Source organism: Actinoplanes sp. NPDC026623, from assembly GCF_040638275.1.
GTDB lineage: Bacteria > Actinomycetota > Actinomycetes > Mycobacteriales > Micromonosporaceae > Actinoplanes.
In genome coordinates, this window is the sequence record NZ_JBEZXZ010000027.1 from 1 (window position 1) to 23529 (window position 23529).

Genomic DNA, 23529 nt, shown 5'->3' on the forward strand with positions numbered 1-23529 from the left:
AGCGGATCGAGCGCCGCGCGGACCACGATCCGCTCTGCGCCGCGCCGCCGCCGGGCCGCCTCCGCGCTCAGGCGGCGACCGCGATCGGCACGCCGTGACTGTCGGTCAGCGCCAGCCGGGTCCGCAGGTTGCCCTGCTCGGCGACCCGGGCGAAGTACTCGGTGCGGCGCCGCTGCAGGCAGCCCTTGCGGGTACGCGGCCCGCCGGCGGCCACCGTGAGCAGCTCCGGCGCGAGTGAGCTGTTCAGCCCCTCCCGGAGCAGGCGAAGCGCCTCGGTGCGCAGCTGGGAGATCCGCGACTCGGTCACGCCGAGCTCCGCGGCCACGTCGCTGAGCGGCTGTTCCTGCAGGAACGACTGGGTGACGACCATCCGCAGCCGCTCGGGCAGCGCCTGGATCGCCTGGTGCAGGTAGCCGAGGCGTTCCCGCTTGAGCAGCAGGTCCTCGGGGCCCTCGGAGAGCTCCGGCACCATCTCCTCGGCCGCGCCGGTGGGGAATCCCTGCAGGCTGAGCAGGGCGGCCTTCTGCACGTCGTCCTCGACGGCGGCGAGCTCCGCGATGCCGATGCCGAGCATCTCGGCGACCTCGGCGTCGGTCGGTGTGCGTCCCAGCGCCGCGGTGAGCTCCTGCCGGGCCGTCGACGAGCGCCGGGCCCGGGCCCGGACCGAGCGGCTCGCCCAGTCCTGTCCGCGCAGTTCGTCCAGCAGCGCGCCGCGGATCCGCACGGCAGCGAAGCGGTGGAACGGTATTCCGCGGCTCACATCGAAGGACCGGGCGGCGCCCAGGAGCGCGGCGAATCCGGCGGACGACAGGTCGTCGGCGTGAACGTGGCCGGGCACGCGGTTGAGCAACTCCCGGACCAGATGGCCCACCATCGGCATGTTTTCTCGGACCAGGTCCTCGAGGTCGCGCGCGGACGGCGCGTCGTGGGTGATGCCGACTGGGGCGGGGAGCTCGATCGTGACAGTCACGTGTTCCTCCTCGCTGGTACAAACCGGCAGGTAAACCGGCTGATGAGGAGAACACTTACGGCCGAAGGGTGCAGTGGTGGCCGAACTCGGTTGCTTTTAGGGTGCTTTTGACGAAAAAGCCTCAGCTATCGCGCGGCGGCCCCGCCCGCGCGGCTCAGCTGGCGTAGTGCGGGCGTCGCGGCGCGGTCATCACGCTGCGCAACTCCTGGCGCACCCAGCCCATGCGGCGCACGGCCATGTCCGGGTGGTCACCGAACTCCTCCGCCACCCCGGCGGCGCACCCGTCACTCCCGTGCCGCAGCAACATGGCGGTCACGGCGTCCTCGACGGTCTTGCCGCTGGGGCTCTCGGACGGCTGCAGGTCGGAGACGAACAGCGCCTCCGCAGCCAGTTCCAGAACGGTGTTTATCATGTCGAACTCCCCGGTGTACGACGACTTGCTCGAGTTGCAGGCAGTGCTCGTGGAGGCGCGGACCGGAACCGCTCAGCTCGCAGGCCGGTATCAGTCATCTTCCACGTGGGCGTCAGACCGAGCCGCAGGCACGCCGAGAGATCCGTTCCGATTTCGGCTCGGGATTTCTGGTCGCGGTTCACCCGGCGGGGGTGTCCGGGGCTCGGACATCGAGAGCGATGCGCCCGAACCGGGATCGCCGGTGCCTGCCGGACGCAATTCGACTCTAACGCGCAGCTCGGGCAGTCGACCGGTACTCCGGTCGACTGCCCGAGGATGGCGCTGGCCCGCTCAGCTCAGCCGGGGTCGGACGGCGGCTAGTTGTCGTCCGGGTCCGGCGGGTCGACCTGCATCGGCGGCGGCGACAGGGTCGGGGTCGGCTCGGTGGTCGGCGGCGTCGTGGGCGGGGTTGTCCCCTCCGGCGGGCCCGGCACCACACCACCGTCGTTGCCGGTCGGCAAATTGATCGCCGTCTGCGTGGCGGTGGCGGTGGCGGTAGCGGTGGCGGTGCCGGGAGCCGGCGCGGTCGTCACCGTCCCGGTCGTGCCGACCGGAACCGGGACCGCGACACCGCTCGGGTTGATGGAGATGCCGGGTATCGGCGACTCCTTGGTCGGCACCGGGCCGAGCCGGACCGTGCCGTTGGTCAGGTGCTCCACCGGCTGCGAGGGCGCGCCGGGCGCCGGCGACACGAACGTCTGGCAGGTCTCACCGCCGAGCTGGAACACCATCGGCGCGGCGTTGCTGGCCTTGTAGCGGCCGGTGAACTGCAGCGTCTCGGTCTGCTGCGGGCTGAGCACCTTCTTGGATTCGACGGTGACCCCGCGGCCCTGCTGGTCGAGTTTGAGCGCACCGTTGCCCGACACGACCTGGTCGCCCGGCATGACGAACCAGAGCTTCCAGTCCTTGATCGCCGTGGTGTCCCGGTTGGCGATCGTGACGGCGGCCTTGAACCTGTTGTTGGAGTCCGACCAGACGGCGTAGCTGACCACGCACTTGCTGGAAGCGGCGATGGTGGTCGGCAGCACGCCGGCCGCGCCGTCGCCCGGCTTGTCGCTGTTCGCGAAGGCCGCGCTCAGGGCGACCAGGGTGAGCGCGGCGACCGCGCCGCCCACGAAGAAGAGCCGGCGCCGCTGCGTCGTGCCCGGCCCGCGACCCGGCCCCGGGGCGCCGGGGCCGGTCTGGCTCGGCGGGCCGCCCGGACGGTTCGGTGGCTTGCCCGCGTCGTCGGCGCGCGACGGCGGCCGGCTCGACACGTCGGCGTCGAAGGCCGGGCGCAGCGCCCGGTCCGGGGAGTCGGCGGGGCCGGGCGGCACCGGGGCCGCGGCGTGCGCGGCCGGGGAACCGGTCATCGGGGGGGCCGGCGGCACCGCGCCGAAGCGGCTGTTGCGCGGGCCGCCGCGCTGTTGCGCGGGCCCGAACGCGGCCTCGACCTCGGCGACCGAGACCGGCGGCACCGGGGCGCTCGACGGGGCCGGCGACACCGGCGCGTCGGTGCCCGAGGCCACCGCGGGGACCGCCGCGACACCGCGGCCGGGAACGGACGCCGGCACCGGCGCCTGGCCCGCCGGCCGGAGCCGGCCGAAGCCGTCGGTCTGGTTGTGCGCGGAGGGCAGGATCGTGGTGTCCTCGCCGATCTCGGCCCAGTCCGGCACGAACGCGCGGGACGCCGGAACACCGGCGGACACCGTGCCGAGCACGTGCGCGAGCTCGGCGCTCGACGGGCGGTCCGAGGGCCGCTTCTCCAGGCAGCGGGCGATGAGCGCGGAGACCGCGTTCGGCAGGCCCTCGACCGCCGGCAGCGGCTCGGGCTCGGTGTACTGATGCGCGCGCAGCAGGGCCGTCGTGGTGCCGACGTCCCACGGCAACTGGCCGATCAGCGTGCGGTAGATCAGCAGGCCGACGGCGTAGACGTCGGTGGCCGGGCTGACCTGGCCACCCTCGAGCCGCTCGGGCGCGAGGTAGGCCGGGGTGCCGAGCAGGCTGCCGTCGGGGTCGATGTCGTTCTCGCCGATGAGGGCCGAGATGCCGAAGTCGACGACCTTGGCGCCGCCCGCGGTGAGCATGACGTTGGCCGGGGTGACGTCGCGGTGCACGATGCCCCGCGAGTGGGCGGCGGCGAGCGCCGCCGAGACCTCGGAACAGATCCGGACCGCGGCCGGCCACGGCAGCCGGCGTACGCGAGCGAGAACGGCGGCGAGGGACTCGCCGTCGACAAGCTCCATGACCACGTAGGGAACCGGCTCACCGTCGACGGTGACCGCCTCGCCGTAGTCATAGACGTTCGTGATGTGTGGATGGCTCAGGCGCGCGGCGGCCTGGGCCTCCGCGCGAAGCCGGCGCCGGAACGAGGGGTCGGTGCTCGTCGAGGGCGGCAGGACCTTCACCGCGACCTGACGACCGAGGACCTCGTCGAACCCTCGCCACACCACTGACATCCCGCCGGCACCGAGCCGCTCGACCAGTCGATATCGACCGGCCAGCAGACTCGAACCGGGCAGGTCCGTCGTGCTCATGTGCCCCCACATGCGCGATCGGAAGAAAACATCAGCACAGCACCGCCATGCGTCCTGATGCCGGGGCGGTGCTCGACCCGCCGTAGGACCGAGCATTCCCCATCGACGGCGAGGATGTTAGCCCACGACCGGTCACTGTCTCGACTCATTGCCGACACTGATGACCTGCGGTTCGTTACCGTCTGTTTCGCACCATGCGCCGCGGGTGCACACCTTTCGGAGTGGGCAAAAGGCCTGGTCAGCGGCGTATAAATGATCATGCAAATCGGACCTGACGGGGTTTGCCCGCTTGGTCGGAACTTGCGGGTATCCCTCGAATGTGGCGCATCCACAACGGATTCTGCACGTGCAGTTGCGCTTGCATCACGGAAAGATACAGTGAGTGAATTGTGAGTCACTCTCATCTATACCCTGGGTGATGCTTGTCGCAGTGCAATGACCAGGGCAACCCCGCCCGATCGGGTGATTTCCCTACGACGATCATGCTTTGTTGGCGCTACAAGCCAATAATTCCGGCAATTCACCCGACAGGGTCAACCCGGCGCCGCCGCCGTCCTATTCCGCGGGACGCGAGCGCGCGCCATTCGCAAAACCCGCGGCGGCGGGGCGGATGCCGAGGTCGAGCGACGCCCGGGCGGTCAGCCGCGCCACGTGCACCGTGGCCGCGTCCGCCGGCACCGCGCCCAGCTCCTCCAGGTGCTCCAGGATCGCGGCGAGCTTTTCGTACAGCACGAGGACCACGTCGCCGGGCGCCGCCAGCCGCAGCGCCGCCTCCACCGCCGCGCGGTGCCCGTGCGCCCGGACCGCCCGCAACTGCGGCCGGCGGGCGCGCATCTCCCGTTCGACCAGTGCCGGGACCTCCCCCGGCGTGCGCCCCCGGAGATCCTCGTCCTCGTAGAGCACCACCCGGGTGACGCCGTCGGCCAGCACCTGCGCAGAGGCCGTCAGCAGGTCGTCGCGCCGGTCGCCCGGCAGCGTCACCGCCGCCAGGCACCGATTCGGACCGAAGAGCCGGTGCAGGGTACGCAGCACCGCCGCGATCGCCGCCGGATTGTGTGCGTAGTCGATGAACAGCGTCACCTCGCCCAGGCGCAGCACCGTACCCCGGCCCGGGTTGTCCACCCGCGGCTCGAAGCTCGCGAGCCGCTCGGCCACCAGCTCGTGCGAGGCGCCCAGCGCCCGCGCCGCGGCCGCGGCGGCCAGCGCGTTGACCGCCGCGTACGGCGCCGCCCCGTCGAACGAGCCGGGCACGTCGCCGACCCGAAGCAGCGGCATCCGCCGGGCGCCCGTCGCCTGGACGAGCCAGCCGTCCTGCAGCACGTACGCCGTTCCGCCGCGGCTCAGGTGCGCGGCCAGCACCGGCTGCCCCGGGTCCGTGCCGAACCAGACGATGCGCTTGCGGTCCGCGCGCACCCGGGCCCGCTCGGCCAGGCTGCGCACCCACGGGTCGTCCGCGTTGAGCACCAGGGTGCCGCCGTCGCGGACCCGCTCCGCGACAAGCGCCTTGACGTGCGCCAGCGCCTCGATCGAGTCGAGCCCGTCCTGCCCGAGGTGATCGGCGGTGATGTTGGTGATCACGCCGACGTCGGTCCAGTCATAGCCCAGCCCGCGCCGCAGCGCGCCGCCGCGCGCGGTCTCCAGCACGGCGGCCTGCACCCCCGGATCGCCGAGCACCAGCTGCGCCGAGCGCGGGCCGGTGGCGTCGCCCAGCCGCACCGTGCGCCCGTCGATGCTGACGCCCTCGGTGGTGGTCAGCCCGACCCGCAACCCCGAGCCCGCCAGCAGGTACGCCGTCAGCCGCGCCACCGTCGTCTTGCCGTTCGTGCCGGTGACGGCGACCGTCGGGATCCGCCCGTCGGAGCCGCCCGGGAACATCGCCCGCACGATCGCGTCGCCGACGTCGCGGGCGCGCCCCCGGATCGGCGCCAGGTGCATGCGCAGCCCCGGCGCGGCGTTCACCTCGATGACTCCGCCGGTGATCCGTGCCGGGTCCCCCGGCCGCAGCGGCGCCGCGATGTCCGCCAGCCGCAGGTCGATGCCCGCGATGTCGAGGCCGACCAGGGCGGCGACGCGCAGGCAGAGCCCGGCGACGTCCGGGTGGACCCGGTCGGTCACGTCGCTGCCGGTGCCGCCGGTGGACAGGTTGGCGTTGTCGCGCAGCCACACCTGCCGGCCGGCCGCGGGCACGGTCTCCGGCGTGCAGCCCTGCCGGTCGAGCGCGGCCAGCGCGTGGTCGTCCAGGGCGATCCGGGTCAGCACCCGGGCGTGGCCCTCGCCGCGGCGCGGGTCGGCGTTGGTGCCGGCCACCAGCTCGGCGACCGTGCTCGCGCCGTCGCCGACGACGTGCGCCGCGAGGCGTTCCGCGGCGGCGACGACCTCGCCCGCCACGATCAGGACCCGGTAGTCGCGGCCGGCCAGCTGGCGCTCCACCACCACCTCGCCGCCGGCCGCCGCGAACGCGTTCTCGACGTCGGCGGGCGTACGCAGGTTGAGCGCCACGTGCTTGCCCTGCCGGCCCTGCCGGGGCTTGACGACCACCGGCGCGCCCAGCGCCGTCAGCAGGGCGACCGCCTCCTGCGCGGTGCGGGCCACGCCGCCGGCGGCGACCGGCACGCCGGCGTCCTCCAGCAGCCGGCGGGTCACCTGCTTGTCCGCGGCGATGTCGACGCCGATGCCGCTGGTCCGGTCGGTCATCGCCGCCCAGGCGAGGCGGCGCCGGCTGCCCCAGCCGAGCCGCAGCAGGCTCAGGTCGGGGTAGCGCTCGACCGGGATGCCGCGGCGGCGGGCCGCGACGATGATGGACCGGGTGCTCGGGCCGGTGGCCTCGCGCTCCGCCAGCCGGGTCAGCACGGCGAGGCGCTCCGCCAGGGCGGTGCCCGGCAGGCAGTCGCCGCCCGCGACCGCGGTGACAAGTTCGGCCGCGGTCTCCAGCAGCTCCGCCGCCAGCGTCGACTCGGGTGACTCGTCCTCGGGGCACTCCACGATCAGGTCGTAGAGGCCGGGCTCGCCGGCCGAGATGGTGCGGCCGAAGCTGACGTCGCGCCCGATCCGCTGCGACAGCTCGATGCTGACGTGCTCGGTCACGTGCCCGAAGTAGGTGCCGCCGCGCATCCGGCTGACGAAGCCGCCCGGCGCGCCCGCCGCGCAGTGGTGCTCGGCGAGGCCGGGCAGCGCGCGCAGCAGCCGTTCGGTGAAGCCCTGCACGTCGCTGGTCTCGCGCCCGGCCAGCTCCTCGAGGCTCAGCCGGGCCACCACGGCGGGCCGGGACACGTGGACGTTGGGTCCGCGCAGCCGGCGGATGCTCAGGATCTTCATGCGGCGAGTTCCCGTTCCCCGGCGGCACCGTCGACGATCGACGGACGGCGACCGGTCAGTTCGAACCTGCACCCGGCGGGCAGCACGTGCACGCGCGCGCCGGTGAGCGCGATCGGCCCGTCGAAGGGCGCCCGGATGTCGCCGGCCGCGCCCGCGTCGACCACGATGACCGCGCCGGTGCCCAGCACCTCGAAGCAGTCGCCGTCGGTCAGGATCGCGGTGTCCTCGTCGATGCCGAGGCCGAGCTCGTGCGGGTACAGCGCGACGGCGCTGAGCAGGCGGTTGAGCCGGCCGCGCTCGGCGAAGTGCATGTCGATGAGCACGCCGGGCAGGAATTCGAGGCCGGGCCCGGTCCGCACGCTGGTGCGGGCGACGCCCGGCCCGTCGCCACCGATGATCATCGTGCCGGACATCATCGCGGCGCCGGCGCTGGTGCCGCCGAGGACCACCGTCCCGGCCTGCACCAGGGTCTGCAACGCGGAATCGGTACGGGTACCGCCGAGCACCGTGGTGATCCGCAACTGGTCGCCGCCGGTGAAGAAGACGCCGCTGGCGGTGGCGAGCGCCTCGATCACCGCCGGCTCGTTGGCCTGTGCGCGGGTCTCCAGCCGCAGCGCCCGCACCCGGCCCGCGCCGAGGCGGGAGAACAGGGCGGCGTACTCGGCCTCGAGCACGGCCGGCTCGGCGCTGGCGGTGGCGATGACGACGAGCTCGGCGGCGGATCCGCCCGCCAGGTCGACGAAGCGGCGCAGGATCTCGGTGCCGCCGGGGCCGTACCGCTCGGCGCCGCCGATGATCAGCAGCCGGGAGCGGCGGGGTCGATCGACGAGCGCCACGCCGCACCTCCTCCGTAAACCCCGATTGCTTACGAGGCTAAACGGAAAAAAGTCGAAACATCCGGCTAATCCAGGAGTCGGCGGGCGCCCGGGCCGGGGCGCGGCACGACCTGGCGGTAGTCGGCGACCCGGTGCCCCTCCGCGCAGCGCAGCTCGACGTGGATCTCCGCGCCGCAGTCCCGGTGCGCCATCTCCAGCGGCGGCCCCTCGGGCTCGGCCAGGTGCCGATCGCCCCACTCCTTCACCGCGGTCAGCACCGGGTAGAGATCGAGACCCTTGGCGGTCAGCCGGTACTCGTGGCGGAGCCGGGCGCCCGGCTCCCGGTACGGCTCGCGGCGCAGCAGCCCGTGATCGACGAGCGAGGCGAGCCGGTTGGTCAGCACCTGGCGCGGGATGCCGGTGCGCTCGCGCAGGTCGGCGAAGCGCCGCACCCCGTTGAAGATCTCGCGCAGGACCACCACGGTCCACTTCTCGCCGAGCACCTCCATCGCCCTGGCGATAGTGCAGGTCTCCATGGACCAGTCCAGGGCCGGCGGACGCGAGATCGTGGGATTCATGACACCGAGGCTAGGTCTGTTTGACAGACACAGCAAGCCGTGCAACTCTGCGTCCATGACGCAGACCCAGGATGAGACCCGCACCCGCACCTACTCCTGGGCAAGCCCGGCCGAGCACGCCGACCTGCTGGCCACCACCGGCGGGCTGGAGCTGCTGCGGCGCATGGCCGCCGGGGAGCTGCCGCCCCCGCCGGTCATGAGCCTCATCGACCTGACCGGCATGGAGGTCGAGGAGGGCAGCGTCACCTTCCGCCTGCTGCCGCGGGAGTTCCACTACAACCCGCTCGGCACGATGCACGGCGGGGTGATCTCCACCCTGCTCGACAGCGCCGCCGCGTGCTCGCTGCACTCGACGCTGCCGGCCGGCGTCGGCTACACGTCGCTCGACCTCAACGTGAAGTTCCTGCGCCCGGTCACCCTCGACTCCGGCCAGCTGGCCTGCACGGGCAGCGTGCTGCAGCGCGGCCGGCGCACCGCGCTCACCGAGGCGCGGCTGACCGATGCCGCCGGCCGCCTCGTCGCGCACGCCACGTCGAGCTGCATGATCTTCGAGGCGCCCCCGGCCTGACCCGCGGGCCGGCTCAGCGGGGGCGCACGATCCCGGACGTCGTCCTCCTGATGTCCGGGAAGACCGCGCGGGTGTTCGCCAGGCCGCAGCGCTTGTGCAGGATCTCGGCGATGACCGCCCGGTAGTCCGTGGTGACCGCGAGATCGCCGTCGACGAGGTGGCGCTCGCTCAGCCCCGGCCAGCGACCGTGCACCTTGCCGCCGACCACGCCGCCGCCGAGCAGCATCATCGCGTTGCCGTAGCCGTGGTCGAGGCCGCCGGAGCCGTTCTGGTGCACCCGCCGGCCGAACTCGCTGACCGTCACCAGGGTGACCCGCTTCATCCCGGCGGTGCCGAGGTCGCGGGCGAACGCGGCGAGGGCCTCGGCGAGCTTGGCCAGCTTGTCGTGCATCCTCTTGCCGGACTCGGCGATGCCGAGGTTCTCGTGCATGTCCCAGTCGCCGGAGTCGACGCAGGCGGACATCAGCCCGGCCTTCCCCTTGATCAGGCGGGCGACGTCGCGCAGCGCCCGGCCGAGGGTGTCGTCCGGGTACACCGCGCCGTTTGCCGGGTGATAGGCCGTGGCCGCCAGCGCCCTGGTCGTCGCCAGCGAGCCCGTGACCTGCCGGGCCGGACCGCTCAGCGCGGCGGGCGCGCCCTCGTAGAGCTTGGCCAGGGTGGCCGCCATCGGCTGGCCCGCCTGGTCGCCGAACATCGCGAACTCGTCGATCGACTTCATGCCGAGGGCGGGCACCGGACCGGCCATCACCCGGGCGGGCATCATGCCGCCGACGGAGACGCCCTGCATGGGGTCCGTCGCGCCGAGGCCGCCCAGCATCCGGTCGAGCCATCCGGTACGCAGCGACGTGCCGGGCGCGGCCTGCTCGAGCTGCTCCATCGCGGCGAAGTGCGAGCGGTTGGGCGCGCGCTGGCCGGCGGCCTGGATCGCGCCGAACGTGCCGGCCTTCCAGTACGGCAGCAGCGGGGCGAGCGCCGGATGCAGGCCGAACCGGGAGTCGCCGCCGATGAGCCGGGACTTCGGCACCGCGATGCCGGGGCGGGCGGCGTAGTAGGCCGGGTCGCCGGCGGGCACGATGGCGGACAGGCCGTCGAAGCCGCCGCGCAGCGACAGCACCACCAGCACGTCGCCCGAGTATCTGCCGGCGGCGAAGGCGAGCTGGGTGGAGAGCAGGTCACCGGTGAGACCGGCGAGGGCTCCGGCGGCACCCGCGGCCGCGGCCCGGCCCAGGACTCCGCGGCGCGACATCGTGGTGCGCTGGTCGTCCGCGCAGCCGTCACAGCTCAAATCGGGCATCGAGGTCACCTCGTTGCAAAGTAGGGTGAGTCTAACATCAGGGCCACCAGCTGGGAGAACTTCCAGCCGACCGCGGAGTCCGCGGCACCCAGCGCCGCGGTGGGCGCCTTGCCGAAGTACCCCGTCAGCGCCGCCGTGTGTGCGGCCGGCAGGGTCCGGCCGAACAGCCGCCGGGCGAGGGCGTCGACAAGCGCGCCGTAGGTGGCGGGCAGCTTGCCGACCAGCTCCCTCGCCAGGTTCTCCGGCCGCTGGAACTCCTTCGGCCGGTACCCCGCGACGATGTTCAGGTGCGCGTTCCACCGCGACAGCAGGCCGCCCGGGGAGGTCCAGGCCGCGGCGACGTCCGGGTAGCCGTTCGGCGGCGCCCAGGCCATCGGCGCCTGCCCCGAGGAATTGATCAGCCAGTAGAGCGATTCGATGCCCGTGGTGCCCGACGCGTCCGGGCCGTAGCCGACCGCGCGCACCGTCGCGACGAGGTCCTCGTACGGGGTGCGCACCTTCGCGCCGACGCTCCCGCGGAACTCGGCCGAGTTGAACAGGGCCCGCAGCACCGGGACGATCGCCGACCTGTTCGCCAGGTAGACCTTCGTCAGGCTGGTCACCAGCGAGGCGGGCGGGTTGTCCGAGACGAACCGGACGGCCAGCTTCGTGACGATGCGCTTCGCGGTGGCCGGGTGCATCGCCAGGTAGTCAAGCATCGCGAGCGCCGCCTTCTCGCCGCCGGCGGCGGTCGGGTTGGCGTTGCCGAAGCCGAGCACCCGCACCGGTCCGGTGGCGTGCGAGTTGAGGCTGTAGCGGTATTCGCCGGTGTCCCAGTCGACGGTCAGGCCGGTCAGCAGCCGGGCGGCGTTCTTGACGTCCGACTCCGTGTAGATCAGCCCGACGGTGTGCAGCTCGAGCAGCTCGCGGCCGTAGTTCTCGTTCGGCGCCGCCCGGGTGGAGAAGCGGTTGTCCAGGTACGTCAGCATCGCCGGGTGCCGGGCGCTGGCCTTGAGCATGTCGGCGAACCGGCCGAACGCGTGCGACCGGATCACCTTCCGGTCATAGTCGTGCCGGTTGTCCCAGACGTCCGCGGACGGGTTGGTGACGTTGAGGTGGTTCGACCAGAAGTCGACCATCATCTCGAAGAGCTGGCGCTCGCTCCAGATGGCCCGGCTGGTGGCGGCGAACCCCAGCTGCAGCATCGTGTCCCAGCCGTACCGCATGGTGCCCGCCTTGACCCGGGACCGGAGCTCGGAGATCGGGAGCTCGAGGTACGGGAAGCGGGTCATCAGCGAGTCGCAGGCGGCGTCGGGGATGCCGGCCGGGGCCAGCTGGCGCTCGAGCCAGGCCTTGGTGCCGAGCCGGCGGATCTCGGCGACCGACTCGGCGGTGGGCCCGTAGGTGGCGCGGCGGAGCAGGTGCAGCTCGGCGTCCGCCGCGACGTAGCCGGCGGGCCGGCGGGCGGCGGTGGCGGCCGATGCCGATGCCGGTACGGCCGCGACCAGACCGGTGGCGGCGACGGCGCCGACGGCGCCGCCGACCAGGCTGCGGCGGCCGATAGAGGTCTTCCTGGAATCCGTCACGTACCCAAGTTCGGCCGGATTCCTCCCCCGCCGCGCGCCGGGGCCGGATGACTACCCAGCCGCAACCGCCCAGGGTGCGGGCCGCGGGGCCGGGAGCCGGCCGGCCGGCCCGTCGACCGGCCAGGCGACAACGGCCCGCTCCGCCCGGCTGCCCATGCCGCGGTACTGCCAGCCGGCCGCCTTCCAGGCCGCGACGTCGAGGCAGTTGCGGCCGTCGATCACCCGCCGGGCGGCGACGAGGCGGCCGAGGTGCGCCGGGTCGGCGGTGCGGAACTCGGCCCACTCGGTCAGGACACACACCAGATCGGCGTCGCGTACGGCGTCGTCAAGGGTTTCCTCGAAGATCAGGTGTGGCTGGGCGCGGGCGGCGTTCGGCATGCCCTGCGGGTCGTGGACGTGCACCTGCGCGCCCGCGCTCGCGAGGGCACCCGCGATGGCGAGCGCGGGCGCGTCGCGTACGTCGTCGGACTGGGGCTTGAACGTCGCGCCGAGCACCGCGATGCGGGCGTCGTCGAAGTCCGGGCCCACCGGCCCCGATACGCAGCCCAGCAGCTCGGCGGCGAGCTGGACCACCCGGGCGCGGCGGCGCTGGTTGATCAGGTCCACCTCGTGCAGGAAGCGCAGCGCCTCGCCCGCGCCCAGCTCCTGGGCCCGGGCCTGGAAGGCCCGGATGTCCTTGGGCAGGCAGCCGCCGCCGAAGCCGACGCCGGCGTGCAGGAAACGGCTCCCGATCCGCGGGTCGTAGCCGATCGCCTTGGACAGCTGGGTGACGTCGCCCCCGGCGACCTCGCAGACCTCCGCCATCGCGTTGATGAACGAGATCTTGGTGGCCAGGAACGCGTTCGCCGCCACCTTGACCAGTTCCGCGGTCGCGAAGTCGGTCACCACGACCGGCACCTCGCGGTCCTCGGTGACCGCCAGGTCGAAGATGCCGCCGTGCGCGGCGTACAGCATGGCGCCGGCCCAGTCGCTGCGGACGCCGACGACGACCCGGCTGGGGCGCAGCACGTCCTGCACGGCGAAGCCCTCCTGCAGGAACTCGGGCGACCAGGCGACCTCGACGCCCAGGCCCGCGTCCGCGTGCTTCTCCACCAGGCGCTCCACCCATTCCGCCGTGCCGACCGGAACGGTGGACTTGCCGACGATCAGCGCCTTGCGGCTGAGCCGGGCCGCCAGCCCGGTGACCGCCGACTCCACGTGGGACAGATCGGCGCCCATCCCGCCGGCCCGCTGCGGGGTGCCGACGCAGATGAAGTGGATGTCGCCGAAGTCGGCCGTCTCCTGGTACGAGGTGGTGAAGCGCAGCCGGCCGGCGGCGAGATTGCGCTGCAGCATCTCGTCGAGGCCCGGCTCGAAGAAGGGCACCACGCCGCCGGCGAGCGCGGCGATCTTCGTCGCGTCGACGTCGAAGCCGAGGACCTCGTAGCCCAGCTCCGCGAAGCAGACGGCGTAGGTGGCGCCGAGATATCCGGTGCCGATGAAGGTCAGCCGCGGGCGCTGCTCGCCCGAGGGCGGCACCGGTGCGGCGATGCCCGGCAGGGATCCGCCCGGCGAATAGGGAATCGTCATGTCACCTCACGTCCTTGCGGTTCAGTACGAAGATGCGGACGTCCTCCAACGTCCGGAATTCGCTGAGGGTGTAGGCCGTCAGCAGGAAACCCTGGATGTAACCCGGCATGCCGTTCATCGGATCCAGGTGGGCGTCGGTCGGGGACACCAGCCAGATGCGGCGGGTCGCACCGACGCAGAGGCCCGGATCGGCGCACTCCTGCGCACCGAACGTGCCGTTCTGCTCGGAGGTGCGTTCGACCAGAACATCCCTCGGCAGCTTCCGGTTCCGGCCCTCGTAGTCGAAGGCCCGGCGGCCGTTGCGGGTCACACCGGAGTAGACGATGCCGTCGCCGGGTGCCGCCGCGGCCATGACGACGGCGGCGGCGCCCCGGAAGTCGGGCTCGCCGTACACCGGGCTGTGCCGGGCCGCGCGCTGGCCCGGCCCGCCGACCAGGAGCACCGCGGCGACGACCAGCAGCGCGCTGCTCGACACCGGAATCCGCGCCACGCTGCGGCCGGTGAACCGGGTCAGCGAGAAGCCGAGGGCGGCGGCGAGCAGCGCCCACGCCGGCACCGTGAAGAGCAGGTAGCGGTGCAGGAAGAGGTGCAGCAGCGGGAAGGTGACGTAGCAGATGACCGGCGGGAACAGCGCCCAGGACAGCAGCAGCACGACGGGCCCCCGCTGCCGGGACCAGAGCAGGATGGTGGCGAGTACCGCGGCGGCGAGCACCACGACGGCCACCTGCCAGGAGCCGAAGATCCGCTCGGGCAGGGTGACCACCGCCGTGGCGTCGGCCCTGATCCAGGAGATGACGCTCGACTGGTCCGAGCCCTTGGCTGCCAGCGGGAGCGCGACCGTCACCGCGAGGAAGGCACCGGCGGCCCAGCGCAGCAGCCGCAGATCGCCGCTGACCCGGAACGCCCGCCACATGAAGACGGCGTGTCCGAGCAGGACGCAGAGGGTCACGATGTGCACCAGACCGGCGAGGATGACCCCGCCGCCGTACCACAGCCAGCGCCGCCAGGACGGCCGGTCCATCGCCCGCAGCAGCAGCAGGGTGGCGAGCGTCGCGAAGCCGATCGCGAACGCGTACGGACGGGCCTCCTGGCCGTAGCGGGTGGCCGCGGGCAGCGCGGCCATGACCAGCCCCGCGGCCACGCCGGTGCCCGTGTCGAACAGCCGGCGGCCCAGCGCGGCGGTGAGCGCCGCGGTGGCGGCCATCGCCAGGGCCGACGGCATCCGCAGGCTGGCCTCGGAATCGCCGAACACGTCGATCCAGAGGTGCAGCACCACGTAGTAGGGCGCGACCACCGCGTCGACGTTGCTCAGCAGCCTGGCCAGGTCGCCGAAGCCCAGGGTCGAGGCGTACCAGGTGGCGTACTCGTCGTTCCACATGCTTCGCGCGCCGATGCCGGCCACCGACAGGGCCAGCGCGAGCAGCGCCGGAGGCAGGATCAGCAGCGCGGTGCCGGTCCTGGACCAGCGCCGCCCGGACGGTTCGGCCCGGCTGCCCGCACCCCGGCGCTGCGCGACGATGTGCGGGGCGGGCGGGGACAGAACTTGCGCGTCAGTCATCGATCTACCTCGTCAACTCGGGAAGTTCGGTGTCCAGCAGGCCGCCGAGACGCCTGGCGTAGGCCGAGGTCAGGTGGTTGTCGTCGCGGTAGACGACGGTGTTCCCGATGACCGCCGGGCACACCGAGGGCGTGCAGAACCAGGCGTTGGTGTCGACCACCCGGGCCCCGTGCACCTGCACCACCGCGCGGACGACGCGCTGCCGGGCGAGGGGCAGCGCCTTGAGCACGTCGAGGTCGCACCGCCTGATCGCCCGCCGATGCGCCGCCAGGCAGCGCGGCACGTCGAAGTTGGCGGCCGGGGCGTCCTGGACCACGACCGGCACGGCACCCGTGCGCCGGACCCGCTCGACCGTCGCGGCCCAGGCCGCGGCCCAATCCTGATCCGGTCCCGCGGTGTCGACGACGTCGAGCGGGCTGCCCTCCCGGTACCGGGCGGACATGATCACCATGGCCGGCCGCAACCGCTGGATCCGGGCCAGCGCCCGCAGCCGCCACTGGTCGCATTCGGTGTACGGCCCCGTGCCGTCGCCCCTGGATATGGTGCCGAGCGCCGGCCCGCAGTCGGCCTTGGTGAAGACGGCGATGCGCCATCCCCGCTTCCGGGCGACCACGTCGAGGGCGTCGTACCACTGCTGGGCGTGCGAGTCGCCGAACAGCACGACGAGTCGGCCGCTGGTCACGAGCCCGCGCCGCTCGCAGCCCCGGCCCATGTTGTAGGACACCAGCCGGCTGGCCCTCGGCGCCAGGCATCCGCCGTCGTGCGGGAGGCTGTGCGCCGCCCGCGCGAGCTTCGGCGTCAGGTCGCCCGGCAGCGTCGTCCGGCTGCTGCTGTCCCGGATGATCTGCTGCAGTTGGGCGAGGGTGAGGTCGCCGGAACCGAGCAACTCGGCCGCGGTGGGCGCGGCCCTGATCTCCCGGGGCGCCGGCACCGGCAGGTGCGGCGCGAGCAGCGCCAGGCCGACGGCGGCGACGCTGAGCAGGCCGCCGAAGGCGAGCGCCCGGCCCGGGTGCAACCGCACGCCGTGGTAGAGCCGGATCCGGTTCTCCACGGCCGCCACCGACATCGCCGCCGGCACCAGGGCCACGACCACCAGGGCGATCCTGGCCGGGCCCGGCAACGGACGCCCCAGCACGTACGGCGCCAGGACGAGCAGCGGCCAGTGCCACAGGTACCAGCTGAGGGAGACCCGGCCGATCTCCTGCAGCGGCTTGATCCGCAGCAGCCGGCGCGCGCCCCAGGCGGGCCGGGCGCAGCCGCCGGCGATCACCAGAATCGTGCCCAGCACCGGCAGGGCCGCGGCCGGCCCGGGCCGGACCTGCGTGAACGCGGAGACGCCGACCGCACCCAGCCCGAGCCAGGTCAGGGCGGCCGCCGGCCAGGAGCCGAGCCGGGCGAGGCGGTGCGCGGCCAGGGCGACGAGCGCGCCGAGCGCGAACTCCCAGGCCCGGGCCGGCAGGCCGTAGTACGCCCACGGATCGTGCGCGGCGCTCTGCCGCAGGCACAGCAGGAGCGAGGCGGCCGACAGGATGGTCAGCGCCGCGGCCATCGCGATCGTGCTGGGCCGGCCCCGCCGCGCCCAGGCCAGCGAGACGATGATCAAGAGCACCGGCCAGACCAGGTAGAACTGTCCGATCAGGCCCAGCGACCAGAAGTGCTGCAGCGCTGACGGCTCGGCCGCGCCGGCGGGCTGGGTCGCCAGCCGCACGTTCATGGTCGCGGTGGCGGCGGCGATCGAGTCCCAGGAGATCGTCCCGCGGGCCGCCGGCGGCAGCCAGTGCCAGGCCGCGGCGAGCGTGCCGAGCACGACCACGCTCGAGGCCGGCACCAGCCGCATGACCCGCCGGGCGTAGAACGTCCGCAGCGACAGCCGCCCGTGGCGCCTGAGCTCACGCAGCACGACGCCGGTGATGAGGAAGCCGGAGATCACGAAGAAGATGTCGATGCCGGCCTGGTCGTCGATGACGCCGAGGCCCGCGTTGCAGCCGGCCACCAGCAGGATCGCGACGGCTCGCAGCCCCGCGACGTCGCGGCGGAACGCCGGCGGGGCCGGCTCGGTGGCCGCCGGGGTGGCCGGCCCGGCCGCCTGCCCCGCTCTTGAATCGGTCCGGCCGATCGTGGCGTGCGTCATGACGCCGGGTGGGGCGCGTAGGCCGGGGTGCTGCGGGCCTCGGGTATCGGCCTCGCCGCCGGCGCCGGCCGGCGTTCCGGGGTCGCCCGGTTGCCCAGCAGCAGCGGGCAGACGAAGTACAGCATCGGGCCGGCGAACAGCACCGTCGCCCACAGCTGGGCCAGGCCGTAGTTCCGGATGGCCACGACGATGCCCACCCAGGTCAGGACCTGGGCGGTGATGAGCCAGGCCCGGAGGAGGCGGAGCACGCGGCGGGCGGTCGGGGTCCGCTTGGCGGCGCCGGTCGGCACCCAGGCGGCGGTGCGGCCGCGGACGAAGTCGTACAGGGCCAGCGCGTGGCAGAAGCCGATCAGCATCTGGACCCGGACGACGGCCGGCGACCACCGGTAGTCGGTGACCCGGGGCATCAGCGTCGACCACACGAAGATCGTGCCGATCAGCGGCAGGTAGTTGAGCGGCCGGATCTGATCGGGAAAGAACCACAGCATCAGCACGCCCGGCAACTGGCTCGCGAACGCCGCGACGGCCGTGGTGATGTAGTAGAGGAACCCGGTCCAGAAACACAGCTTCTGCTTGACGTTCAGCGCCGAGCGGTGGAATCCCGGATCGGCCAGCAGGCTCATGCTGCCGGTGCACCACCGGTACTGCTGGTTGGCGAAGCCGTCGAAGTTGTCCGGGCACACGCCCTTGGCCAGGTTCACCGGCACGTAGCGGGTGCGGTAGCCGGCCTTCGACAGGTTCACCCCGGTGTGCACGTCCTCGCTGTGGCCGATCTGGGCGAAGCCGCCGGCCTGCCGCAGCGCGCTGCGGCGGTAGACCGCGTTGGTACCGACGCAGATGGCCGCGTCCACGGCGTCGCGGGCCGGCTGGATCCAGCGGTAGAACATCTCCTGGGTCGCGGCGGCGGAGCGCTGCAGCCAATTGAAGTGGTCCTGCTGGACGTCGAAGAATTGCGGCGACTGCACGATGCCGACGGCCGGATCCTGGAAGTACGGCGCCAACTCGCGGACCATATCGGCGCGGGGCGCGAAATCGGCGTCGAAGACGTGAATCAGATCGCCGTCGGAGTGTTCGTATCCGTAGCGCAGGTTGCCGGCCTTCTTCAACTCGCCGCGATTCGGGCGGGTGAGATACCGGAAGTCGTAGCGGGAGGCCAGTTCGGCGACCGATTCCCGGGCGGCGTCGTCGAGGACGTAGACGGTGACCCGGCCGGGCCAGTCCAGTTGCGCGACATTCCTGAACGTATTTTCCAGGATGACGATCGGCTCGCCCGCGGACGGCAGGAATACGTCCACCGAGGGGTACTCCGCGGGCCGGTAGGCGGCGACCTCGGCATCGTGCTCGGCGCGGGAACTGCGGCGCCTGCGGGTGCTGGAGAGCAGACTGATGAATACGGCGACGACCTGCAGGGCGATCAGTTCGTAGAGCAGACTGGTCCACGCCGAGTTGGCGGCCAGCCGGGACATCCCGAACATGACGCCCGCGAAGGCGAACAGGAACACGCAGAAGATCCAGCGGCCCTGCCTGCCGTAGTAGAGATACTTTTCGGTATCGGTCGGCGGTAGCGGCACGTAATCCACCACTGTCCCCGAGGGGTCGGCGACTTGCGAATCTATCCCACGCCGAATCTGTGCGACTGCCACCGGTGAAGCCTTCCAAGTTGACGTATCCGGGCGATGCGCCCAGGGGATCAGGCGCCAGGCAATGCTGAGCCGGAAACTGCCGATCGGTCACCCGGAGTCGGGACGGGCGATCGGGCGCAGATTAGTAGCCGGCCCTATACAGGTTCAGCCGATCGGGTCACCGCAAACACGTTCCACGGGCCGCGGTGAGCGACCGGAAACCGCGGTGGCCGGGCGGAATTCCGAGAATCAACCGCATCGAGCGGACCGGTGGCATGGTTGCCGACGGCCAGCCTCCCGCCCCGGCCCGCCACACGCGGCGGCCCGGCATCTCAACGTCATAAAGCACGCATCTGACATTAAGCACCCAGCAGGGACTCTGAGTCGATAACAGGACAGAAAGCGCTCTTTGGCACCAATTTCGACGGAATGCCAGACATTTTGCCCGGCGGGCGGGCATAGAACAGTGGACGGCCCGCGAGACGCGGGCCGTCCATTGACGACGGTCAGACCGGGTGCCCGGTCACGGCCGGGAGGCGATCAGGCCTTGGAGATCAGCGGGCGCAGGTCCTCGGCCGGCGGCTGCCAGGTGGCGGCGTCAGCCTCCACCTGCTCGCCCGAGCGGATGTCCTTGATCGTGTCCGCCGCGCCGTCCACGCCCGGGAACCAGACGTACGGGATGCCGCGACGCTCCGCGAAGCGGATCTGCTTGCCGAACTTCGCCGCCGACGGCGCCACCTCGGTGCTGATGCCGCGGCCGCGCAGCGCCCGCGCGATCCGGTCACAGACACCGCGCTGCTCCTCGGCCGGCAACGCCACCACCACGCAGGTCGGCACGCTGCGCGAGGCATCGAGGGCGTTCCTGCCGAAGAGCAGGCCGAGCATCCGGGTCACCCCGATCGAGATGCCCACGCCCGGGAAGCGCTCGTTGCCCGACGTCGCCAGATTTTCGTAGCGGCCACCGGAGCAGATCGAGCCGAACCGCTCGTACCCCTGCAGCTGCGTCTCGTAGACCGTGCCGGTGTAGTAGTCGAGCCCGCGGGCGATCTTCAGCTCCGCCCGGACCAGCCCCGGCGCGTGCTCGCTCGCCGCCTCGACGACGCCGGCCAGCTCCTCGAGGCCCTCGTCCAGCAGCGGGTTGTCGACGCCGAGGGCGCGTACCGCGTCCACGAAGGACGCGTCGGCGGTGGAGATCGACGCCAGCCGCAGGCAGGCCGCCGCCTGCGCGTCCGTCGCCCCCGCGGTCTCCACCAGCAGAGCCGCAACCTTCTCCGGGCCGATCTTGTCGAGCCGGTCGATCGTCCGCAGCACCTGGTCGGGATCCTCCAGGCCCAGGCCGCGGTAGAAGCCCTCGCAGACCTTGCGGTTGTTGACCTGGATCGTCACCGGCGGGATGGGCAGCGACGCGAAGGCGTCCCCGATCACCAGCGGCATCTCGGTGTCGTAGTGGAACGGCAGGTTGTCGCGGTCGACGACGTCGATGTCGGCCTGCACGAACTCGCGGTAGCGGCCCTCCTGCGGCCGCTCGCCGCGCCAGACCTTCTGGATCTGGTAGCGCCGGAACGGGAACTGCAACCGGCCCGAGTTCTCCAGCACGAAGCGGGCGAACGGCACGGTCAGGTCGAAGTGCAGGCCGAGCGAGTCGTCGCTCCGCGTCGCCGCCGGGTCCTCCTGCAGGCGGCGCAGGACGTAGACCTCCTTGGAGGTCTCACCCTTGCGCAGCAACTGGTCCAGCGGCTCGACGGCCCGGGTCTCCAGCGGCGCGAAGCCGTAGAGCTCGAAGGTCGCGCGGATCCGCTCGACGACGTTCTGCTCGATCATCCGCTGGGCGGGCAGCCACTCCGGGAAGCCGGAGATGGGCGTGGGCTTGCTCATGGTGCTCGTTCTCCTCGCGGGGAAAGTCTCAGAGGCCCCGGCCGGGCGCGGCGGTCAGTTCCCGCAGGTACGGGTTCCCCCGGCGCTCGCGGCCGATGGTCGTTTCGGGTCCGTGGCCGGGCAGGACGACGGTGTCGTCGGCCAGCGGCAGGATCTTGTCCCGCAGGCTGGCCATCATCGTGTCGGTGCTGCCGCCCGGCAGGTCGGTACGCCCGATGGAGCCGGCGAAGAGCACGTCACCGGAGAGGCAGATCTGCTCCGCCTCCCACGGCGAGCCCTCGCCGGGCAACCGGAAGAGCACCGACCCGCCGGTATGGCCGGGCGCGTGGTCGACGATGATCTCCAGCCCCGCGAGGGTCAGCGTGGCACCGTCGGTCAGCTCGGCGACGTCCTCGGGCTCGGTGTAGGGCAGCCGACCGCCGAACAGCGAGCTCAGGTCCATGCTCAGCCCCTTGGACGGGTCGGCGAGCATCTCCCGGTCCGCCGGGTGCACGTACGCGGTGATCCCGCGGGCGCCGCAGACGGGCGCGACCGAGAACGTGTGGTCGAGGTGGCCGTGCGTCAGCAGGACCGCGGCCGGGTGCAGCCGGTACTCGGCCAGCACCTCGTCGAGGCGGTCGAGCACGCCGATGCCCGGGTCGACGACCAGACACTGCTCGCCGGGGCCCGCGGCCACCACGTAGCAGTTGGTGCCGAAGGCCTCGGCCGGAAAGCCGGTGACGAGCACTCCGCACCCCTCTCTAGCGGTCCATCTTCACCCGCAAGCCTAGTGGGACGCACCGTACACACCGTGACGGAACCTCGCACACCACTTTCCCAGCGGCTACCCGTACACTCTTGCGGGCGTGTGGCGTGGCGCACTGGACAAGAGTTTAAGGAAGGGGAGCACTCGGTGGCTTCCAGCAAGGACAGGGCGCGGAAACTGGCGCGGGAGAAGCTCGACCGGCAGCTGGCGCGCCGAGCGGGCAAGCAGCGTCGACGCCGGCAGATCCAGGCCGGGCTCGGCGCTGCCCTGGCGCTCGTCCTGATCGTGGGTGGCGTGGCGTGGCTGGGTGGCGCGTTCGACGACGACGAGCCCGTCGACACGACCGCCTCCGATCAGTGCGCGTGGACCCCGCAGAACACCGAGTCGAACCCCGAACTCAAGGACGTGGGCGAGCCGCCGACGACGGGTCTGCCGACCGCCGGCACCCGGCCGATGACGATCACCACCGACAAGGGTGCTCCGATCGTGGTCAGCCTGGACCTGGCGAGTTCGACGTGCAGCGCCGCCAGCCTGACCTACCTGGCGTCCAAGATGTTCTACGACAACACGACCTGCCACGAGATCACGGCCGAGGGCGCGATCCGCTGCGGCGACCCCAGCGGCACGGGTCAGGGCGGCCCGTCCTACACCGTCTACAACGAGAACGTGCCGGTGGCGCCCCCGGCGCCCGCGCCGAGCGCCTCGTCCAGCCCGGCGGCGCCGCCGGCCGCGCCGCTCTACCCCAGGGGCACCGTGGCGCTGATCGGCAATCCGCCCGGCGCCAACGGCAGCCAGTTCCTGATCTTCTTCAAGGACTTCACCCCGAAGGCGGAACCGCAGTACCCGATCGTCGGAACGGTCACCGGGGGCATGGCGACCGTCACCGAGTTGAGCAAGGTCGCCACCGTGGCGAACAGCGCGGGCGACAAGGTCACACCGAAGGACAAGATCACCGTCAAGAGCATCACCGTCGGCGAGCCCAGTGCCGGGCCCGCCGATGTCCCCTCGGCCGACCCCTCGGCCTCGCGCCAGTCCTGAGTTCCGATCAGACCCGTACCGACATCCCCTCACCGCACCGAGGCATACAGGAGGAACACCGTGTCGTCGATCAAGGACCGGCAGCGCGCGGCGGCGCGGGCCCGGCTGGAGAAGGAGATGGCCGAGCGCGCCAGTGCCGCGCGCAAGCGCCGGCAGCGTCAGGCCATTATCGGCTCGGCTCTCGCGATTGTCGTGATCGCGGGCGCCGCGGTGTGGATCGTCGCCGCGCTCGGCAACGACGATGACAAGAAGTCGGCCGACGCCGCGTCCGCGCCGCCGGCCGGCACCGTGGCGTGCACCTGGATCCCGGAGGACGGCAGCACCGGGGCCAAGGTCAAGGACGTCGGCACTCCCCCGCCGAACGTCCCGAACGTCGGCAAGGCCACGATGACCATGGACACCAACCTCGGCGCGATCACCGCCGATGTCGACCAGGCCAAGGCGCCCTGCACCGCGGGGGCCTTCACCTACCTGGCGAGCAAGCAGTTCTGGGACAACACCAAGTGCCACCGGCTCACCACCGAGGGCATCAAGGTGCTGCAGTGCGGCGACCCGACCGCGACCGGCAAGGGCTGGCGCGAGAGCGACGGCTCCGGCGGGCCCAGCTTCCGCTACGCGGAGGAGAACCTCCCGGTCAACGCCAAGCCGGCGTACCCCAAGGGCACCATCGCGATGGCCAAGACCTCGGCGCCCAGCAGCACGGGCAGCCAGTTCTTCATCGTCTACGAGGACACCGACCTGCCGCCGGATTACACCGTCCTCGGCACCATCAGCAAGGGCATGGACATCGTCGAGAGCGTGGCCAAGGCGGGCACCGACAACGCCAACGGCAAGGGTGACGGTCACCCCAAGAAGGAGATCACCATCAAGACGCTGACGATGGCCGCGGCCTGATCAGAGCGGTTTGAGAGGGCGGGCC

The 23529-nt window shown here is 72.3% G+C and carries 16 protein-coding genes and 1 pseudogene; 3 read left to right on the forward strand and 14 right to left on the reverse strand.

Annotated elements, in window-relative coordinates; translation table 11 throughout:
* Window positions 1-67: 67 nt before the first annotated feature.
* The 6 genes from AB0F10_RS11150 to AB0F10_RS11175 form a co-directional block, all read right to left on the reverse strand.
* Window positions 68-970, reverse strand: coding sequence for a sigma-70 family RNA polymerase sigma factor (locus AB0F10_RS11150; protein ID WP_360622508.1), 903 nt, complete (start codon window positions 968-970; stop codon window positions 68-70).
* A gap of 154 nt (window positions 971-1124) precedes the next feature.
* Window positions 1125-1382, reverse strand: coding sequence for a hypothetical protein (locus AB0F10_RS11155; protein ID WP_360622510.1), 258 nt, complete (start codon window positions 1380-1382; stop codon window positions 1125-1127).
* A gap of 356 nt (window positions 1383-1738) precedes the next feature.
* The gene (locus AB0F10_RS11160) at window positions 1739-3937 is read right to left on the reverse strand and encodes a serine/threonine-protein kinase (RefSeq protein ID WP_360622512.1); all 2199 of its coding nucleotides are present in this window, start codon (window positions 3935-3937) and stop codon (window positions 1739-1741) included.
* 555 nt (window positions 3938-4492) lie between these two features.
* Complete coding sequence (cphA, locus tag AB0F10_RS11165; RefSeq protein WP_360622514.1) at window positions 4493-7252, reverse strand: cyanophycin synthetase; 2760 nt, start codon at window positions 7250-7252, stop codon at window positions 4493-4495.
* Window positions 7249-8088, reverse strand: a complete 840-nt coding sequence (locus tag AB0F10_RS11170; RefSeq protein ID WP_360622516.1) for a cyanophycinase — start codon at window positions 8086-8088, stop codon at window positions 7249-7251. Before AB0F10_RS11170 ends, cphA begins: the two co-directional genes overlap by 4 nt.
* A 65-nt stretch (window positions 8089-8153) precedes the next feature.
* On the reverse strand, window positions 8154-8645 hold the full coding sequence (locus AB0F10_RS11175) for a helix-turn-helix domain-containing protein (protein WP_360622517.1): 492 nt from the start codon (window positions 8643-8645) through the stop codon (window positions 8154-8156).
* A gap of 55 nt (window positions 8646-8700) precedes the next feature.
* Here AB0F10_RS11175 and AB0F10_RS11180 point away from each other — a divergent pair, with 55 nt between their 5' ends.
* Window positions 8701-9213: a PaaI family thioesterase gene (locus AB0F10_RS11180; protein WP_360622519.1), complete on the forward strand. Its 513-nt coding sequence runs from the start codon at window positions 8701-8703 to the stop codon at window positions 9211-9213.
* A gap of 13 nt (window positions 9214-9226) precedes the next feature.
* Here AB0F10_RS11180 and AB0F10_RS11185 read toward each other — a convergent pair whose 3' ends face one another.
* The 8 genes and pseudogenes from AB0F10_RS11185 to AB0F10_RS11220 form a co-directional block, all read right to left on the reverse strand.
* Complete coding sequence (locus AB0F10_RS11185) at window positions 9227-10507, reverse strand: DUF1501 domain-containing protein (protein WP_360622521.1); 1281 nt, start codon at window positions 10505-10507, stop codon at window positions 9227-9229.
* 5 nt (window positions 10508-10512) lie between these two features.
* A complete protein-coding gene (locus AB0F10_RS11190) occupies window positions 10513-12072 on the reverse strand; it encodes a DUF1800 domain-containing protein (RefSeq protein ID WP_360622523.1) in 1560 nt (519 codons plus the stop codon).
* Between the two features lie 150 nt (window positions 12073-12222).
* A pseudogene (locus AB0F10_RS11195) lies at window positions 12223-13641 on the reverse strand (UDP-glucose/GDP-mannose dehydrogenase family protein); the annotation flags it as partial.
* A 1-nt stretch (window position 13642) separates the two neighbouring features.
* On the reverse strand, window positions 13643-15199 hold the full coding sequence (locus tag AB0F10_RS11200) for a glycosyltransferase family 39 protein (RefSeq protein ID WP_360622525.1): 1557 nt from the start codon (window positions 15197-15199) through the stop codon (window positions 13643-13645).
* A 4-nt stretch (window positions 15200-15203) separates the two neighbouring features.
* The gene (locus tag AB0F10_RS11205) at window positions 15204-17330 is read right to left on the reverse strand and encodes an acyltransferase family protein (RefSeq protein WP_360622527.1); all 2127 of its coding nucleotides are present in this window, start codon (window positions 17328-17330) and stop codon (window positions 15204-15206) included.
* Window positions 17327-18901 (reverse strand): cellulose synthase catalytic subunit, encoded by a 1575-nt coding sequence (locus AB0F10_RS11210; protein ID WP_360622529.1) that lies wholly within the window; start codon window positions 18899-18901, stop codon window positions 17327-17329. The genes AB0F10_RS11205 and AB0F10_RS11210 overlap by 4 nt, the downstream gene beginning before the upstream one ends.
* 591 nt (window positions 18902-19492) lie before the next feature.
* Window positions 19493-20827 carry a histidine--tRNA ligase gene (hisS, locus tag AB0F10_RS11215; RefSeq protein ID WP_360622531.1) on the reverse strand — a complete coding sequence of 445 codons (1335 nt, stop codon included), beginning with the start codon at window positions 20825-20827 and terminating at the stop codon, window positions 19493-19495.
* 28 nt (window positions 20828-20855) lie between these two features.
* Entirely contained in the window at window positions 20856-21554 is a 699-nt protein-coding gene (locus AB0F10_RS11220) for an MBL fold metallo-hydrolase (protein ID WP_360622533.1), read from the reverse strand.
* Window positions 21555-21719: 165 nt separating this feature from the next.
* On the opposite strand from AB0F10_RS11220, the gene AB0F10_RS11225 reads away from it, so the two are divergent.
* Both AB0F10_RS11225 and AB0F10_RS11230 read left to right on the forward strand, forming a co-directional pair.
* Entirely contained in the window at window positions 21720-22610 is an 891-nt protein-coding gene (locus tag AB0F10_RS11225; RefSeq protein WP_360622535.1) for a peptidylprolyl isomerase, read from the forward strand.
* Between the two features lie 60 nt (window positions 22611-22670).
* Window positions 22671-23504: a peptidylprolyl isomerase gene (locus tag AB0F10_RS11230; RefSeq protein ID WP_360622537.1), complete on the forward strand. Its 834-nt coding sequence runs from the start codon at window positions 22671-22673 to the stop codon at window positions 23502-23504.
* The last annotated feature ends 25 nt before the right edge of the window (window positions 23505-23529 follow it).